The sequence below is a fragment of the Micromonospora sp. WMMD729 genome (genome assembly GCF_049315225.1).
GTDB lineage: Bacteria > Actinomycetota > Actinomycetes > Mycobacteriales > Micromonosporaceae > Micromonospora.
Window position 1 is genome coordinate 5,344,972 of record NZ_CP186059.1, and the last position, 15,092, is coordinate 5,360,063.

Genomic DNA, 15,092 nt, shown 5'->3' on the forward strand with positions numbered 1-15,092 from the left:
GTCGTCACGCGTCCTGGAGGCGGGCACCTCGGCCGCCCGGCCAGCCTTGACCGACTCGGGTCCCAAGAAGTCGGCGTGTCCGAAGCCCTCGGACACCCCGACGTCAAGAAAGCCGAGTCGATCACCCCGAAGGCGAGACTCCGCGAAACCGGTAACGGCAGGTGATCAAAAACCCGGACCGGACCGACGCACCGCGCCGCAGACGGGTTTCCGGGGCAGCCCGCCCGGCGCAGGGATCAAGCCTGACCGCCCGGAGCCGGGTGGGCTGCCCCGGAAACCCCGAAGAGCGACCAGAAACAGACAGAGGCCTCAGGCGGCCGGCCAGTCCTGGGAGGCCAGACGCGGCGAGACCGCCCCCGGAGGGGCGGCCTCGAGCCAGGAAAGGAAACCGGTCACGGTCGACCGCGCCATGGCGATCTCCACCGGTGCATGGTGACTGGTACAGCGGAGGATCACCCAGTCGGCCGGCATGGAGAGCCGTTCCTGCCCCTCGGGCAACCGTCGGCGCTCGACCGCGAGACCCTTGCGGGACAGGACCCGCTTGGGACGGAGCGCGAAGCTGAACATCCGGTACCAGCGCAGTTCGTCACCGGCGAACCGGCCGAAACCCGGGGACCAGCCACGCCCGTCGAGCATGGTGGTCACCCGGACGCTGAGCCGGATGATGCCGCCGCTGCGGGTGACGACGGCCCGCCGGACGAAGAGTACGAGAAGTGCGACGAGGATGACGGCGACGCCGATCCCGATCCCTTCGACGATCTCCATCCCCGGTGTGGCTCAGCGGCTCTGCGCGGAAACCGGGGTAGCGCTCTCGGCCAGCACGGTGACGCCCTGGGCGCTCACCGAGAGGAAGCCGCCGGCCACCTCGTACGCCACCTGCTCGCCACCGGCGAGCTTGATGCGGACCTGGCCGGGCTCGGCGAGCTGGCCGAGCAGCGGCGCGTGACCCGGCAGGACAGCGAGCTCGCCCTCGGTGGTCCGGGCGACGACCATTTCGGCCTCGCCGGACCAGACCTTCTCCTCGACGGCGACGAGCTCGACGTGAAGCTGCTGTGCCACGCTGTCTCCTTGCTGCGGCGACGGATTGCCGAAAGTCTAGTCGTGCCGCTGGACCGCCCCCAACGCGGGTGGCGAGAGCTACGCCACGACTACTTGGTCTTGTTCTGGAATTCCGGGTGCTCGAGCAGGAACGGGTCCAGTTGTTCATTGTGCAGGGCGGTGAAGAAGTCCGAGACGCCTGCCTGGAACTGCTCACCCTTGTATGCCTTGCCATCGAAGACCGGGCCGCCCGGCAACTTGATCATCTGGATGGTGTTGGGCCGGATGTTCTTCAGGGCGAGCCCGAAGTCGACCACGCTGTTGCCCCGACCGTTGAAGATCAGCGACTGGCCGGCCGCACGGAGCACCTTGTCCAGCTTGATCGGGTTGGCCACGACGTCGGCGCTGAACGCCTGGCCGACCATCGCCTTGACGAACTGCTGCTGGTGACGCTGCCGGCCGTAGTCGGCGTCCGGGACACCGTTCTTCGGGTAGCGCTGCCGGACGTAGTCCAGGGCCTGCCATCCCTTGAGGTGGTGGTTGCCCTTCTTGTAGATCGCCTGCGGGCCGATGTAGCCCTCCCCGCGCGGGTTGCCCGGGCGGGGCTTGCCGTCGGGCTGCTTGTGCTCGGACTTCACGTCCCGTTCGACGTACATGTCGACGCCGCCCATCGCGTCGACGATCTTCTGGAAGCCGGTGAAGTTGATGATCGCGCCCGCGTCGAAGCGCTTGATGCCGGTCACCTTCTGCACGGTGCTGGCCAGCAGCTCGAAGCCGCGCGCCGCGTCCGGGTTGCCCCCCTGCACCCGGCTGCCGAACGACATGGCAGCGTTGATCTTCGTCGTCTCGCCGGGGAAGTTGGCCTTCTTGAACGCCGGGATGTCGACGTAGAGGTCGCGCGGCAACGAGAAGAGGTAGGCCCGGTCCATCGACGCCGGAACGTGCAGCACCATGATCGAGTCAGCCAGCGGCGCGGCCGTCGGCGTACGCGGGTCGATGCCGACCAGCAGGAGGTTGAGCGGACCCTTGATGTCGCTCTTCTTCTCCTTGGCGCCCGCCGCCTGGTCACCGAAGAGGTCGGCCTTGCCGACGGCGCCCTCGTAGCGGGCCATCAGCACCTCGGTGCCGACGAGTACGCCGCCGCTGAGCATGGTCAGCACCAGACCGAACACGGTGCAGAGCTTTGCCCAGCGGGGCACGCCCCGCCACATGGACGACTTGCGGCCCTTCTTGCCGGCCTTACCCACGCTCATCTCCGTTCGCTACGCCCACGCAGTGGAGACGGGCTCACGTCGTCGAAAGGTTGCACTCGTCGGCGTTCGTGAAAGGTGAACGCGCCGACCGACCGTATCTCGGCTGCCGCCCGAGCGACGACCACCAGTAACGGACCGCGACGATGGTAAGACGCGAAGATGAACAAAAGACTGCCCCGACATTGCCGGGGCAGTCTTTTGCGGTACGGATTCGATGCGGGCTGTCAGCCCTTCATCAGCTCCTCAGCCTTCTTCTCCAGGTCCTCGAGACCGCCGCACATGAAGAACGCCTGCTCGGGGAAGTGATCGTACTCACCCTCGCTGATCTTCCGGAACGCCTCGATGGTCTCCTTGATCGGGACCGTCGAGCCCGGCACGCCGGTGAACTGCTCCGCCGCGTAGGTGTTCTGCGACAGGAAGCGCTCGATCCGCCGGGCCCGGGCCACGGTGATCTTGTCTTCCTCGGAGAGCTCCTCGATACCGAGGATGGCGATGATGTCCTGCAGGTCCTTGTAGCGCTGCAGGATCCGCTTCACCTCGGTGGCGACCTGGAAGTGCTCCTGGCCGACGAACTCCGGGGCAAGGATCCGGGACGAGGACGCCAGCGGGTCCACGGCCGGGTAGATGCCCTTGTCGGAGATCGACCGCTCCAGGTTGGTGGTCGCGTCCAGGTGGGCGAACGTGGTGGCCGGGGCGGGGTCGGTGTAGTCGTCCGCCGGCACGTAGATCGCCTGCATCGAGGTGATGGCCTGGCCCCGGACGGAGGTGATCCGCTCCTGGAGCTCGCCCATCTCGTCGGCCAGGGTCGGCTGGTAACCCACCGCACTCGGCATCCGGCCGAGCAGGGTGGAGACCTCGGAACCGGCCTGGGTGAAGCGGAAGATGTTGTCGATGAAGAGCAGCACCTCCTGCTTCTTCACGTCCCGGAAGTACTCGGCCATGGTCAGCGCGGAGAGCGCCACCCGGAGCCGGGTGCCCGGCGGCTCGTCCATCTGGCCGTAGACCAGGGCGGTCTTGTCGATGACGCCGGACTCGGTCATCTCGGCGATGAGGTCGTTGCCCTCACGGGTGCGCTCACCCACGCCGGCGAAGACCGAGGTACCACCGAAGTTGCGGGCAACACGGGTGATCATCTCCTGGATGAGCACCGTCTTGCCCACGCCCGCGCCGCCGAACAGGCCGATCTTGCCGCCCTTGACGTACGGGGCGAGGAGGTCGATCACCTTGATGCCGGTCTCCAGCATCTCGGTCTTCGGCTCCAGGTCGGCGAAGGCCGGCGCCTTGCGGTGGATGCCCCACCGGTCGTCGGCGTCGATGGTCTCGCCCTCGGTGAGGTTGAGGCACTCGCCGATCGCGTTGAACACGTGGCCCTTGACCGCGTCGCCCACCGGAACGGTGATCGGCGAGCCGGAGTCACGAACCTCCGCGCCGCGGACCAGGCCGTCGGTCGGCTGCATCGAGATGGCGCGGACCAGGTTGTCACCCAGGTGCTGGGCGACCTCCAGGGTCAGCGTCTTCTCACCGCCGGACAGGCTCACGTCCACGTTGAGGGCGTTGAACAGGGCCGGCATGGCGTCGCGCGGGAACTCGGCGTCGACGACCGGGCCGATGACCCGGACCACGCGACCCGTGGCCGTCTTGGTCTCTACTGGGGCAGTCATCACACTTCACTTCCCGACGCGGCCAGCGCGTTCGCGCCGCCGACGATCTCGCTGATCTCCTGGGTGATCCCGGCCTGGCGGGCCGAGTTCATCTCACGCGTGTACTTCTCGATCATCTCTTCGGCGTTGTCGGTGGCGCTCTTCATCGCCCGCCGCCGCGCCGCCGACTCACTCGCCGCCGACTCGATCAACGCCGCGTAGATCCGCGTGTTGATGTACCGCGGCAGGAGCGCGTCGAGCAGCGCCTCCGCCTCCGGCTCGAACTCGTACGCCGGCAGTAGCCCCTCGGAGCGCGGCCGGTCCTCCACCTGCATCGGGCCGACGATCTTGGTGACCGGCGTCTGCGTCATCAGCGAGTGGAACTCGGTGTAGACGATGTGCAGTTCGTCGACGCCGAGCACCCCGTCCGCACCGGGACCACCGTCGAGGTCGTCCGCGCCGGCGGTGAACGCCTTGATCAGCGTCTCACCCACCGTGCGGGCGTCCTCGAACGACGGCTGCTCGCTGAAGCCCGTCCAGTTCGCCTCGATCGGCCGGTTGCGGAACCGGTAGAACCCGACGCCCTTACGTCCGATGACGTAGAGCACCGGCTCCTTGCCGTCCGCCTTGAGCCGCGCGATCAGTGACTCGGCCATCCTGATCGCGTTGGAGCTGTAACCGCCGGCCAGGCCACGGTCGCTGGTGACCAACAGGACGCCGGCCCGCCGCACCCGCTCGCGCGGGGTGAGCAGCGGGTGGTCGATCCGCGCGTTGGACGCCAGCGCCGTGAGCACGCCGGTGATGGCCTGGGCGTACGGCAGGGACGCCTCCACCCGGGCCTGGGCCTTGGCGATCCGGCTCGTCGCCACGAGCTCCATCGCCTTGGTGATCTTCTTCATCGACTTCGCCGAGCGGATCCGTTGACGAAGAACGCGAACCTGGGCCGCCATCGGATCAGCTCTCGGCCGGGCGGTCGGTCGCGCCGTCGCGGAAGCGGGTCACCGTCTCGCGGTTCTGCTCGCCCTCGAGCGGGGCGGCCGGCGCGTCGTTGATCGTGCGCTCGTCCTCCTTGCCGAGGAAGACCTGCTTGAACTCGCCGATCGCGGTGTCCAGCGTGTTGATGATGTCATCGCCCCACTGGTTGTCGGCGATCGCCGCGAGGACACCCTCGTGCTTGTGTCGCAGGTACTGCAGGAACTCCGCCTCGAAGCGCCGGATCTCGCCGACCGGAACGTCGTCCAGCTTGCCCTCGGTGCCGGCCCAGACGGAGACGACCTCCTCCTGCACCGGGTACGGCGAGTAGTTCGGCTGCTTGAGCAGCTCGACCAGCCGGACACCGCGGTCCAGCTGCGCCCGCGAGGCCTTGTCCAGGTCGGAGGCGAAGGCGGCGAACGCCTCCAGCTCGCGGTACTGGGCCAGGTTCAGCCGCAGCGAACCGGCGACCTTGCGCATCGGCTTCACCTGCGCGGCGCCACCCACCCGGGAGACCGAGGTACCGACGTTGATCGCCGGACGGACGCCCTGGTTGAACAGGTCGGTCTCCAGGAAGATCTGGCCGTCGGTGATCGAGATGACGTTGGTCGGGATGAAGGCCGAGATGTCGTTGGCCTTCGTCTCGATGATCGGCAGACCGGTCATCGAGCCGCCACCCAGCTCGTCGGAGAGCTTCGCGCAGCGCTCCAGCAGGCGGGAGTGCAGGTAGAAGACGTCACCCGGGTACGCCTCACGGCCCGGCGGGCGACGCAGCAGCAGCGACACGGCCCGGTACGCCTCGGCCTGCTTGCTCAGGTCGTCGAAGACGATCAGGACGTGCTTGCCGCCGTACATCCAGTGCTGCCCGATGGACGAGCCGGTGTACGGGGCCAGGTACTTGAAGCCGGCCGGGTCGGACGCCGGCGAGGCGACGATGGTCGTGTACTCCATCGCGCCCGCCTCCTCCAGCTGCCCCTTGATCGAGGCGATGGTGGAGGCCTTCTGGCCGATGGCGACGTAGATGCAGCGGACCTGCTTCTTCGGGTCGCCGCTGCGCCAGTTCTCCCGCTGGTTGAGGATGGCGTCCAGCGCGACGGTGGTCTTGCCGGTCTTGCGGTCACCGATGATCAGCTGACGCTGGCCGCGGCCGATCGGGGTCATCGCGTCGATGGCCTTGATGCCGGTCTGCAGCGGCTCGAACACCGACTGCCGGGCCATCACGTTCGGAGCCTGGAGCTCCAGCTCGCGGTAGCCCTCGTCGGCGATGTCGCCGAGCCCGTCGATCGGCTGGCCGAGCGCGTTGACCACGCGGCCGAGGAACGCGTCGCCGACCGGCACGGAGAGCACCCGGTCGGTGCGCTTGACGCGCTGCCCCTCCTCGAGCTTGGCGGAGTCACCCAGGACGACGACGCCGATCTCCCGGACGTCGAGGTTCAGCGCCACGCCGAGCGTGCCGTCCTCGAACTCCAGGAGCTCGTTGGTCTTGGTCGAGGGCAGGCCCTCGACGTGGGCGATGCCGTCACCGGTGTCGGAGACGGTGCCGACCTCCTCGCGGGAGACGTCGGACGAGTAGGAAGAGACGTAGCGCTCCAGCGCGCCGCGGATCTCCTCCGTCGAGATGGTCAGCTCGGCCATCCTCTGCTTCCTTAAAATTCAGGGGCCCGGGATACCTAGTACCAACCGGTCCGAATGGCGTCTGTCAATCCGGGCGCTGCGGCGGCGGAGCCGCCCAATGGTGAGGCGGCGGAACCACCGCATTGCTGGCGGCGAAGCCGTTCAGCGCTTCGCGAGCGCGTTGCGGGTCTCGTTGAGGCGGCGCAGGATAGTGCCGTCGTACAGGTCGGAACCGACCCGGACACTCACACCACCGAGAACGGCGGGGTCGACCGTCTGCTTGACGGAGACCTCTCGACCGTATATCGCGGCGAGGCTCGCACCCAGTCGACGCTCGTCCTCGTCACTCAACGGGGCCGCGACGGTCACGTACGCCACCTGCCGGTCACGCCGGTCGGCGGCCAACTCGACCAGCCGGGTGAGCGCTCCGCCGACGGAACGTCCGCCGAATCCGGCGAGCGCCGCCTCGACGAGGCCGACGGTGACCGGCCGGGCCTTGCCGGCCAGCAGCTCGCGGGCCAGGGTGGCCCGCTGCTCGACCGGGGCGACCGGGTCGGCGAGCGCGTTGCTCAGCGCCGGCTGACCGGACACGACCTGACCGAAGCGGAACAGCTCGTCCTCCACCTCGCCCAGCTCACCGGCGGAGTCGGCGCTGGCCAGCAGCGCCTCCACGCCGAGGCGCTCGGTGCCGTCGAGCAACTCCGACGGTGCCGACCACCGGCCGGAGACCAGCGTGACGAGCAGGTCGAGCGCGTCCGCGCCGATCCGCCCACCCAGCATGTCGCCGAGCAGCGCGCCGCGGTCCTCGCCGGACCGGGCCGGGTCGGAGAGCGCCCGACGCAGCCGCGGCTCACGCCGCAGCAGGGTCGCCACGGAGAGGATGGCGTCGGCGGTGGCGGCCACCGCCGACGGCTCCGCGCCGCGGACGTACGCGTCGAGGCGCTCGGCCGCGACCTTGTACGACTCCCGGCTGGCGGCCTGCATCAGCGGGCCCCCGTGCTCTCGAGACCGCTCAGGAACCGGTCGACGGTGCCCTTGCGCCGCGCCTCGTCGGCCAGCGACTCGCCGACGATCTTGCTGGCCAGGTCCACCGCGATGGTGCCGACCTCCGCGCGCAGCTCGCGCACGATGGTGGCCCGCTCGGCGGCGAGTGCGTCCTTGCCGGCCTGGATGACCCGGTCGGACTCCTCGCGCGCCTTGGCGAGGATGTCCTGCCGGATGCCCTCGGCGTCGGCCCGCGCGTCGTCACGGATCTTCGCGGCGTCGGTCCGCGCCTCGGCGAGCTGGGCGCGGTACTGCTCGAGCAGCTGGTTCGCCTCGGCCTGGGCGGCCTCGGCGCGCTTGATGCCGCCCTCGATCGCGTCGACACGCGCCTGGAACGTCTGCTCCATCCGCGGGAAGACGAACTTCATCAGCACGAAGCAGAGCACGGCGAAGGCGACCGTGCCGACCACGATCTCCTGCCAGATCGGAATGATCGGGTTGTGGTCTGACTCACCACCCTCGGCGGCGAGGAGGAACAACATGGGTGACCTCCCGGTCGGAAGGGGCGGAATCAGCCGGCCCAGATGAAGCCGAAGGCGATGCCGAACAGCGCGAGCGCCTCGATGACGGCGAAGCCGATCCAGACGTACGGCAGGGTCATGCGCGACGACTCGGGCTGCCGGGCGGTCGACTGGATGTAGGCGGCGAAGACCAGGCCAACGCCGATGCCCGGGCCGATGGCCGCGAGGCCGTAGCCGATGGCGGCGGTGCTGCCCTCTACCGCGGCGACGTAATCCATTAGTGGTTCCTCCTGGTTATCACGCGTGACTCTCACGCGGGACGACAACGGTTGGTGCGTAGATCAGTGCTCTTCGGCGAGCGCGCCCTGGATGTAGCTGGCGCTCAGGACGGTGAAGACGTAGGCCTGCAGGACGATGACGAGCGCCTCGAGGAGGGTCAGCGCCACGGTCATCACCCAGGAGACCACCGAGACCGGCGCCAGCCAGGCGTTGGCGTTGAGCATCGCGAAGCCGCCCAGCGTGAAGACCAGCAGGAGCATGTGGCCGGCGAACATGTTCGCGAAGAGACGAACGGCCAGTGAGAACGGCCGGATGATGAAGGTCGAGAACGCCTCGATCGGAATCAGCAGCGGCAGGATGTACCAGGGTGCCGGCGGGATCAGGGCGTGCTTGAAGTACTTGCCGAAGCCGTGGTGCCGGATGCCGATGTAGTTGAACAGCACGTAGCTGATCACGGCGAGGATCGCCGGGAAGGCGATGTGCGAGTTCGGCGAGATCTGGAAGAACGGGATGATCGCGAAGGCGTTCGTCAGCAGCACGAAGCAGAACAGCGTCGTGAAGTACGGGGCGAAACGCACGCCCTGGTGCCCGATCATGTCGACCGAGATGTTGTTGCGCACGAAGCCGTAGATCGACTCGGCGAACCACTGCTTCTTGGTGGGCACCAGCTTCGGGTTCCGGTAGGTCGCCAGGAAGAAGATGATCAAGGCGCCGACCGCGATCCAGACCATCAAGGTGAACTTGGTGAACCACGGCGCGTTCTCCGCGCCCCAGGGCACGATCGCGGGCAGGTAGAAGTCCTCCACACTGGGTGGGAATGCCGCCTGGCCCGCTGCCAGGACGTTCGCCTGTCCGAACACCGCGTCCCTTCCTAAGTAGGCGTGCCGAGTCGGCGGATGACCAGGATGACTCCCCCAGCCATGCCGAGCACGAAGCCGATCCCGGTGGCGACGCCACCGGTGTCGAGCCACTGGTCGACCAGCCAGCCGATGAAACCCCACACGAGCATGCCTCCGATGAGGTAGCTGAGCGCGGTCCAACCCTGACCGGCGCCGGACGGATAGTCGTCCGGTGAACCGGCGGGACGGGGGTTTTGGTCATCAGCCATGACGGGGCGAACGATATCAGCCGGGAAGACGAGGCTGTGCCTCACCCCCCGCACAACCGTCGTTGTGTGGGCTTCTCGTGGGCGCCGTCGTCTGTGGGCACGCTACTCCCCTTCCGCCCGTCGGAAAATGACCGGAGGCCGACACGTTGCCGCGCGTCCGATAGGTGGGACACCCCGGCCGATGACCAGGTCAGCCGGAGCGACGGGCGTGCACCGTGGTCAGCCACCATAGGTGCGCCGCTGTCCACACTGCCACCCCGGCGACGATGCCGAGGCAGAGCGGGATCAACCCCGCCCAACCGGTCGACGCCACGGCCACCAGCACGACACCCAACAGGGTGAACTTCAGCACGTAGAGCCCCAGCCCGAGCGGCAGCAGCAACTGCGGGTTGACCTTGTCGGCCCGCGCCAGCACCACGGTCGTGAGGGTGTAGCTGAAGACCGTCACAGCCACGCCGGCCGCCGCGCCGAGCGCGGCCGGCGTGCCGCCGGTCACCCCGCCCACCACGGCCGCGACCACGGCCAGCGCCGCCGACGCGGCCAGCAGCACCGGCAGGTGCCGCAACCGCCACCGTCCGTCGGCGGCGGGCTCGACCACCCCGGGCTCAGCCACGGGGGTACGCCGGGAAAGCCGCCGCCAACTCGGCCACCTCGGCGCCGATCGCGGTCAGCGCGTCGGCGCCACCGGGTTCACCCGGGTTCGTACGGACCGCGCGGGCGATCAGGGCGGCCACCTGGCGCAGCTCACCCTCGCGCATGCCCTGGGTGGTGACGCTGGGCGTGCCCACCCGGATACCCGAGGCCACCAGCGGCGGCTGCGGGTCGTACGGAATGGCGTTCTTGTTGAGCGTGATCGAGGCGGCGTCGCAGCGGGCCTCGGCCTCCGCGCCGGTCACCCCCAGCTCGCGCAGGTCGATCAGGGCGAGGTGGGTGTCGGTGCCACCGGAGACCGGGCGCATGCCCTCGTCGGCCAGCCCGGCGGCGAGCGCCTGCGCGTTGCGGACCACCTGGGCGGCGTACGTCTGGAACTCGGGCTGGGCCGCCTCGCGCAGCGCGACCGCTTTCGCCGCGACGGCGTGCATCAGCGGGCCGCCCTGGGTGAACGGGAAGACCGCCTTGTCGATCCGCTGGGCCAGCGACTCACGGCAGAGGATCATGCCGCCGCGCGGACCGCGCAGCACCTTGTGGGTGGTGGCGCAGACGACGTCGGCGTACGGCACCGGAGACGGGATGGCCCGCCCGGCCACCAGGCCGATGAAGTGCGCGGCGTCCACCATCAGGTACGCGCCGACCTCGTCGGCGATCTCCCGGAACCGCTTGAAGTCGATCAGCCGGGGGTACGCGGTGGCCCCACAGATGATCAGCTTGGGCCGGTGCGCGCGGGCCAGATCGCGTACCTCGTCGTAGTCGATCAGCTCGGTGTCCGGCCGGACCGGGTAGCCCACCGGGTGGAACCACTTGCCGGAGAAGTTCACCCGGCTGCCGTGGGTGAGGTGCCCGCCGTGCGGCAGGTCCATCGCCAGCACCGTGTCGCCCGGCTGCACCAACGCGGCGTACGCGGCCAGGTTGGCGCTCGCCCCGGAGTGCGGCTGGAGGTTGGCGTGCTCGGCCCCGAACAGCTCCTTGGCCCGGGCGATACCGATCTCCTCGGCCCGGTCCACCTCGGCGCAGCCGCCGTAGTAGCGCCGCCCCGGGTAGCCCTCGGCGTACTTGTTGGTCAACGTCGAGCCGAGCGCGGCCAGCACCGCCGGCGAGGTCAGGTTCTCGCTGGCGATCAGTTGCAGGCCACCCCGCAACCGGTCCAGCTCGCCGAGGACCACCCCGGCGATCTCCGGATCGGTGGCCCTGAGCTGGGCGAAATCCGGCCCCCAGAAGGTGCTCGTCTCGGTCTCCACAGCGAACGAGTCTAGGCGGACGCACACTAAGAGCCGTGAGATGCCTCGTCACCGGTGCCACCGGATACATCGGCGGGCGGCTGACGCCGCTGCTGCTCGCCAACGGGCACACCGTGCGCTGCCTGGCCCGCAAGGCCGTCCGCCTGCGCGACGTGCCGTGGGCGGCGGCGGCCGAGATCGTCGAGGGCGACCTGAGCCGGCCGGAGACGCTGCCCGCCGCGTTCGCCGACGTCGACGTCGCGTACTTCCTGGTGCACTCGCTCGGCCGGGCGGACTTCGAGGCGGCCGACCGGACGGCGGCCACGAACTTCGCGGCGGCGGCCCGCGCGGCCGGCGTACGCCGGATCGTCTACCTCGGTGGTCCGGAGCCGGCGGCCGACGCCGAGGTCCCGTCGCCGCACCTGCGGTCCCGGGCCGAGGTGGGCCGGATCCTGCTGGCCAGCGGCGTACCCACGGCGGTGCTGCGCGCCGCGGTGATCATCGGCTCCGGTTCGGCGTCGTTCGAGATGCTGCGCTACCTGACCGAGCGGCTGCCCGCCATGGTCACGCCGCGGTGGGTCCGCAACCGGATCCAACCGATCGCGGTCCGCGACGTGCTGCGCTACCTGGCCGGTTGCGCCACCCTGCCACCCGACGTCAACCGCGGCTTCGACATCGGCGGACCGGACGTGCTGACCTTCCGCGACATGATGCAGCGCTACGCCCGGGTGGCCGGGTTGCGGCGGCGGGTCATCGTGCCGGTCCGGCCGCTCACGCCGTCGCTCTCGTCGCACTGGGTCGGCCTCATCACCCCGGTGCCGAACAAGATCGCCCGGCCGCTGGTGGAGAGCCTGATCCACGAGGCGGTGGCCCACGAACACGACATCGCCCGGTACGTGCCCGATCCGCCGGGCGGCCTCACCGGCTTCGACGAGGCGGTGCGGCTGGCGCTGGCCAAGGTGCGCGACGCCCAGGTGGAGACGCGCTGGTCCACCGCGAGCGGCCCGGACGCGCCCGCCGAGCCGCTGCCCAGCGACCCGGACTGGTCCGGCGGCACGGTCTACACCGACGTACGCGAACGGACGGTGCACGCCTCACCGGCGGCGCTCTGGCGGGTCATCGAGGGCGTCGGCGGCGAGCACGGCTGGTACTCGTTCCCCCTCGCCTGGTCGGTACGCGGCTGGCTGGACCGACTGGTCGGCGGGGTGGGGCTGCGCCGGGGCCGACGCGACCCGCACCGCCTCCAGGTCGGCGAGGCGCTGGACTTCTGGCGGGTCGAGGAGATCGTTCCGGGTGAGCTGCTGCGGCTGCGCGCCGAGATGCGACTGCCCGGCCGCGCCTGGCTGGAGATGCGGGCGCTGCCGGACGACGACGGCCACAGCCGCTACCAGCAACGCGCCGTCTTCCTCCCCCGCGGCCTCGCCGGCCACGCCTACTGGGGCTCGGTGACCCCGTTCCACGCCGTGATCTTCGGCGGCATGGCCCGCAACATAGCCCGCAACGCCGAACAACCCCCCTAACCCCGGCCCGCGGTCCCCACCCCCTCCGCCGCGCCGATCTTGCACTTTGTGTTGACGATTCACGGCCTTTGCACCCAAAAGTTCCAACAGAAAGTGCAAGATCGACGGGGCGTGGCGTGGGCGTGGGCGTGGCGTGGGGGTGGGGTGGGGTGGGGTGGGGGTCAGTTTGTGGTGCGGGCGCCGGTTGGTTGGAAGGCGGCTCGTTCGCTGGGGGGGACGAAGTCGCGTACCGGCTGGTCGCGTAGGGCCACGCCGAGCACTTGGCCCACCGCGGTCACCATCCGGGCCTGCACGGCCTGACCGACCGCGTCGCGCGGGTCGTCGGGGTTGGCCGCCATCGAGGCGACCACCAACTGCGGGGTGAAGGCCACCACCGTCTCCGTCTCGTACCGCTCGGAACTGCCGGTCTTGCCGGCCACCGGACGGCCCAGCCGGGCTCGCAGGTCAGGAGCCGTGGCACCGTCGCACCGCCCGTACATCGACTGGTCGCCCACCGGACAGCGGGCCGCGTCGGCCGCCGCGCGGGCCACGTCGGTGTCGAGCACCTGCCGGCAGTCCGGCTTGGCGGCATCAACCGGACGACCGGTCGAGTCGTTGATCGAGACCACCGGCAGCGGGGCACACCACGTTCCCTCGGCGGCCACTGTGGCGTACGCCCCGGCCAGGTCCAGCGGGGTCGTCGCGGCGACCCCCAGGGTGAACGGGCCCCAGTCCTTCGCACCGTAGCGGGCCAGCCGCTCGTCGGAGTCGGCGCGCAGCACGATGCCCAGCCGCTCGGCCATCTCCACCACCCGGTCGGCGCCGACCCGCTCGGTGAGCCAGGCGAAGTACGTGTTCACCGACCGGCCGAATCCGGTCCACATCGTGCGGGGGCCGTCCATCGACGACGGGCTGGCGTTCGCCGGGCACCAGCGACCGTCACAGCTACCCGCGCCGGTCGCCGGGAAGCGGGTGAGCAGTTGCGTGGGCGCGGTGAACTCGGTCGACAGCGGCATGCCGGATTCCAGCGCGGCCAGCATGGTGAAGAGCTTGAACGTCGAACCCGCCTGGTACCCGTCGATGGCCCCACCACCGGCCACCAACTGGTTGACCGTGTTCGGGTAGTTCTTCTGCCCGACCGGGTTCTCCTTGACGCTGTAGTTGCGGTTCACCGACATCGCCAGCACCCGGCCGGTGCCGGGCTGGACCACGGCGGTGGGTACCGCCCGCGCCTCGGTGGGCCGGTAGATGCGCAGGATCTGCTCGGTGGTGGCCTGCTGCACGGCCGGGTCCAGCGACGAGACGATGGAGAAGCCGCCCCGACGCAGGGTGCGCTGCCGCTCGTCGGCGCTCGTCCCGAACGCCGACTGGCTGCTCCACCAGCGGGTGAACCAGTCGCAGAAGAAACCCCAGTCCTGGTGCCCGTCGGGCACGCCCGTGCAGTCGTTCGGCGTCTCGCTGGGCCGCAACTGCAACGGCTCGGCCCGCGCCGCCGCCGCCGCGTCGGCGGGAACCTGGCCCGTCTCGACCAGGCGTTCCAGCACGTACGTCCGCCGGCGCAGGGCGCTGTCGGCGTCCCCGTTGATCGGGTCGTCGCTGTCCGGCGACCGGACCAGACCGGCCAGCAGCGCGGCCTGGGACAGGGTCAACTCCGCCGGCGAGACGGAGAAGTAGCGCTTGCTGGCCGCCGCGATCCCGTACGCCCCGGCGCCGAAGTAGGCGATGTTGAGGTACCGGGTGAGGATGTCCTCCTTGCTGAGTTCCCGCTCCAACGCCAGCGCGTACCGCATCTCCTGGAGCTTGCGGGCGGTGGTGACCTCGGTGGCCGCCTGGCGCTGCCGCTCGGTGAGCCGGGGATCGCTGCTGAGCACGTTGCGGACGTACTGCATGGTCAGGGTGGAGGCGCCCTGCCGGGTCCGGCCGTCGCGCTTGTTCACCGTGAGGGCGCGCACCACGCCGCGCAGGTCGACCCCGCTGTGCTGGTAGAACCGGACGTCCTCGGCGGCCAGGATGGCCTGGCGCATCACCGGGGCGACCTCGCGCAGCGGCACGTCCACCCGGTCCTCCTGGTAGAAGGACGTGATCAGGGTGGTGCCGTCGTTGGCGTAGAGGTTGGAGCGCTGCGCGGTGGGCGGCGTCCGAAGCGTGTTGGGCAGCTCCGAGTACGGCGTGGAGAGGGCGCTGAAGCCGATCCCGAAGACCAGGGCGGCGGGTAGGGCGGCCCCGGCCAGCACCAGTCCGGCCAGCACGCCGGCGATCACCACGGTCAGCAGTTTGTCGAGTCGGGCCCGGATCATCAGCTCTCCCCGC

The 15,092-nt window shown here is 69.9% G+C and carries 15 protein-coding genes; 1 reads left to right on the forward strand and 14 read right to left on the reverse strand.

Annotated elements, in window-relative coordinates; translation table 11 throughout:
- Nucleotides 1–309 precede the first annotated feature (309 nt).
- From ACN263_RS24420 to glyA, 13 genes are all read right to left on the reverse strand, one after another.
- Entirely contained in the window at nucleotides 310–765 is a 456-nt protein-coding gene (locus ACN263_RS24420) for a DUF2550 domain-containing protein (protein WP_422736650.1), read from the reverse strand.
- A gap of 12 nt (nucleotides 766–777) precedes the next feature.
- Nucleotides 778–1,059, reverse strand: a complete 282-nt coding sequence (locus ACN263_RS24425) for a F0F1 ATP synthase subunit epsilon (RefSeq protein ID WP_422736651.1) — start codon at nucleotides 1,057–1,059, stop codon at nucleotides 778–780.
- 89 nt (nucleotides 1,060–1,148) lie between these two features.
- The gene (locus ACN263_RS24430; RefSeq protein ID WP_422736652.1) at nucleotides 1,149–2,291 is read right to left on the reverse strand and encodes an LCP family protein; all 1,143 of its coding nucleotides are present in this window, start codon (nucleotides 2,289–2,291) and stop codon (nucleotides 1,149–1,151) included.
- A 224-nt stretch (nucleotides 2,292–2,515) separates the two neighbouring features.
- Complete coding sequence (gene atpD, locus ACN263_RS24435) at nucleotides 2,516–3,952, reverse strand: F0F1 ATP synthase subunit beta (protein ID WP_422736653.1); 1,437 nt, start codon at nucleotides 3,950–3,952, stop codon at nucleotides 2,516–2,518.
- Entirely contained in the window at nucleotides 3,952–4,881 is a 930-nt protein-coding gene (locus ACN263_RS24440) for a F0F1 ATP synthase subunit gamma (RefSeq protein WP_422736654.1), read from the reverse strand. The genes atpD and ACN263_RS24440 overlap by 1 nt, the downstream gene beginning before the upstream one ends.
- Nucleotides 4,882–4,885: 4 nt before the next feature.
- Complete coding sequence (atpA, locus tag ACN263_RS24445; RefSeq protein ID WP_422736655.1) at nucleotides 4,886–6,538, reverse strand: F0F1 ATP synthase subunit alpha; 1,653 nt, start codon at nucleotides 6,536–6,538, stop codon at nucleotides 4,886–4,888.
- A gap of 141 nt (nucleotides 6,539–6,679) precedes the next feature.
- Nucleotides 6,680–7,501 carry a F0F1 ATP synthase subunit delta gene (locus ACN263_RS24450; protein WP_422736656.1) on the reverse strand — a complete coding sequence of 274 codons (822 nt, stop codon included), beginning with the start codon at nucleotides 7,499–7,501 and terminating at the stop codon, nucleotides 6,680–6,682.
- Entirely contained in the window at nucleotides 7,501–8,040 is a 540-nt protein-coding gene (locus ACN263_RS24455; RefSeq protein WP_112584053.1) for a F0F1 ATP synthase subunit B, read from the reverse strand. The genes ACN263_RS24450 and ACN263_RS24455 overlap by 1 nt, the downstream gene beginning before the upstream one ends.
- Nucleotides 8,041–8,072: 32 nt before the next feature.
- Nucleotides 8,073–8,300 carry an ATP synthase F0 subunit C gene (locus ACN263_RS24460; RefSeq protein ID WP_074314047.1) on the reverse strand — a complete coding sequence of 76 codons (228 nt, stop codon included), beginning with the start codon at nucleotides 8,298–8,300 and terminating at the stop codon, nucleotides 8,073–8,075.
- Nucleotides 8,301–8,363: 63 nt separating this feature from the next.
- On the reverse strand, nucleotides 8,364–9,161 hold the full coding sequence (gene atpB / locus ACN263_RS24465; protein WP_422736657.1) for a F0F1 ATP synthase subunit A: 798 nt from the start codon (nucleotides 9,159–9,161) through the stop codon (nucleotides 8,364–8,366).
- 11 nt (nucleotides 9,162–9,172) lie between these two features.
- Complete coding sequence (locus ACN263_RS24470; RefSeq protein WP_422736658.1) at nucleotides 9,173–9,409, reverse strand: AtpZ/AtpI family protein; 237 nt, start codon at nucleotides 9,407–9,409, stop codon at nucleotides 9,173–9,175.
- Nucleotides 9,410–9,599: 190 nt separating this feature from the next.
- Nucleotides 9,600–10,022, reverse strand: coding sequence for a hypothetical protein (locus ACN263_RS24475; protein ID WP_422736659.1), 423 nt, complete (start codon nucleotides 10,020–10,022; stop codon nucleotides 9,600–9,602).
- A complete protein-coding gene (gene glyA / locus ACN263_RS24480) occupies nucleotides 10,015–11,304 on the reverse strand; it encodes a serine hydroxymethyltransferase (RefSeq protein ID WP_422736660.1) in 1,290 nt (429 codons plus the stop codon). The genes ACN263_RS24475 and glyA overlap by 8 nt, the downstream gene beginning before the upstream one ends.
- 35 nt (nucleotides 11,305–11,339) lie before the next feature.
- On the opposite strand from glyA, the gene ACN263_RS24485 reads away from it, so the two are divergent.
- Nucleotides 11,340–12,803 (forward strand): SDR family oxidoreductase, encoded by a 1,464-nt coding sequence (locus ACN263_RS24485; protein WP_422736661.1) that lies wholly within the window; start codon nucleotides 11,340–11,342, stop codon nucleotides 12,801–12,803.
- A 161-nt stretch (nucleotides 12,804–12,964) separates the two neighbouring features.
- On the opposite strand, the gene ACN263_RS24490 is transcribed toward ACN263_RS24485, so the two are convergent.
- On the reverse strand, nucleotides 12,965–15,079 hold the full coding sequence (locus ACN263_RS24490) for a transglycosylase domain-containing protein (RefSeq protein ID WP_422736662.1): 2,115 nt from the start codon (nucleotides 15,077–15,079) through the stop codon (nucleotides 12,965–12,967).
- Nucleotides 15,080–15,092 lie beyond the last annotated feature (13 nt).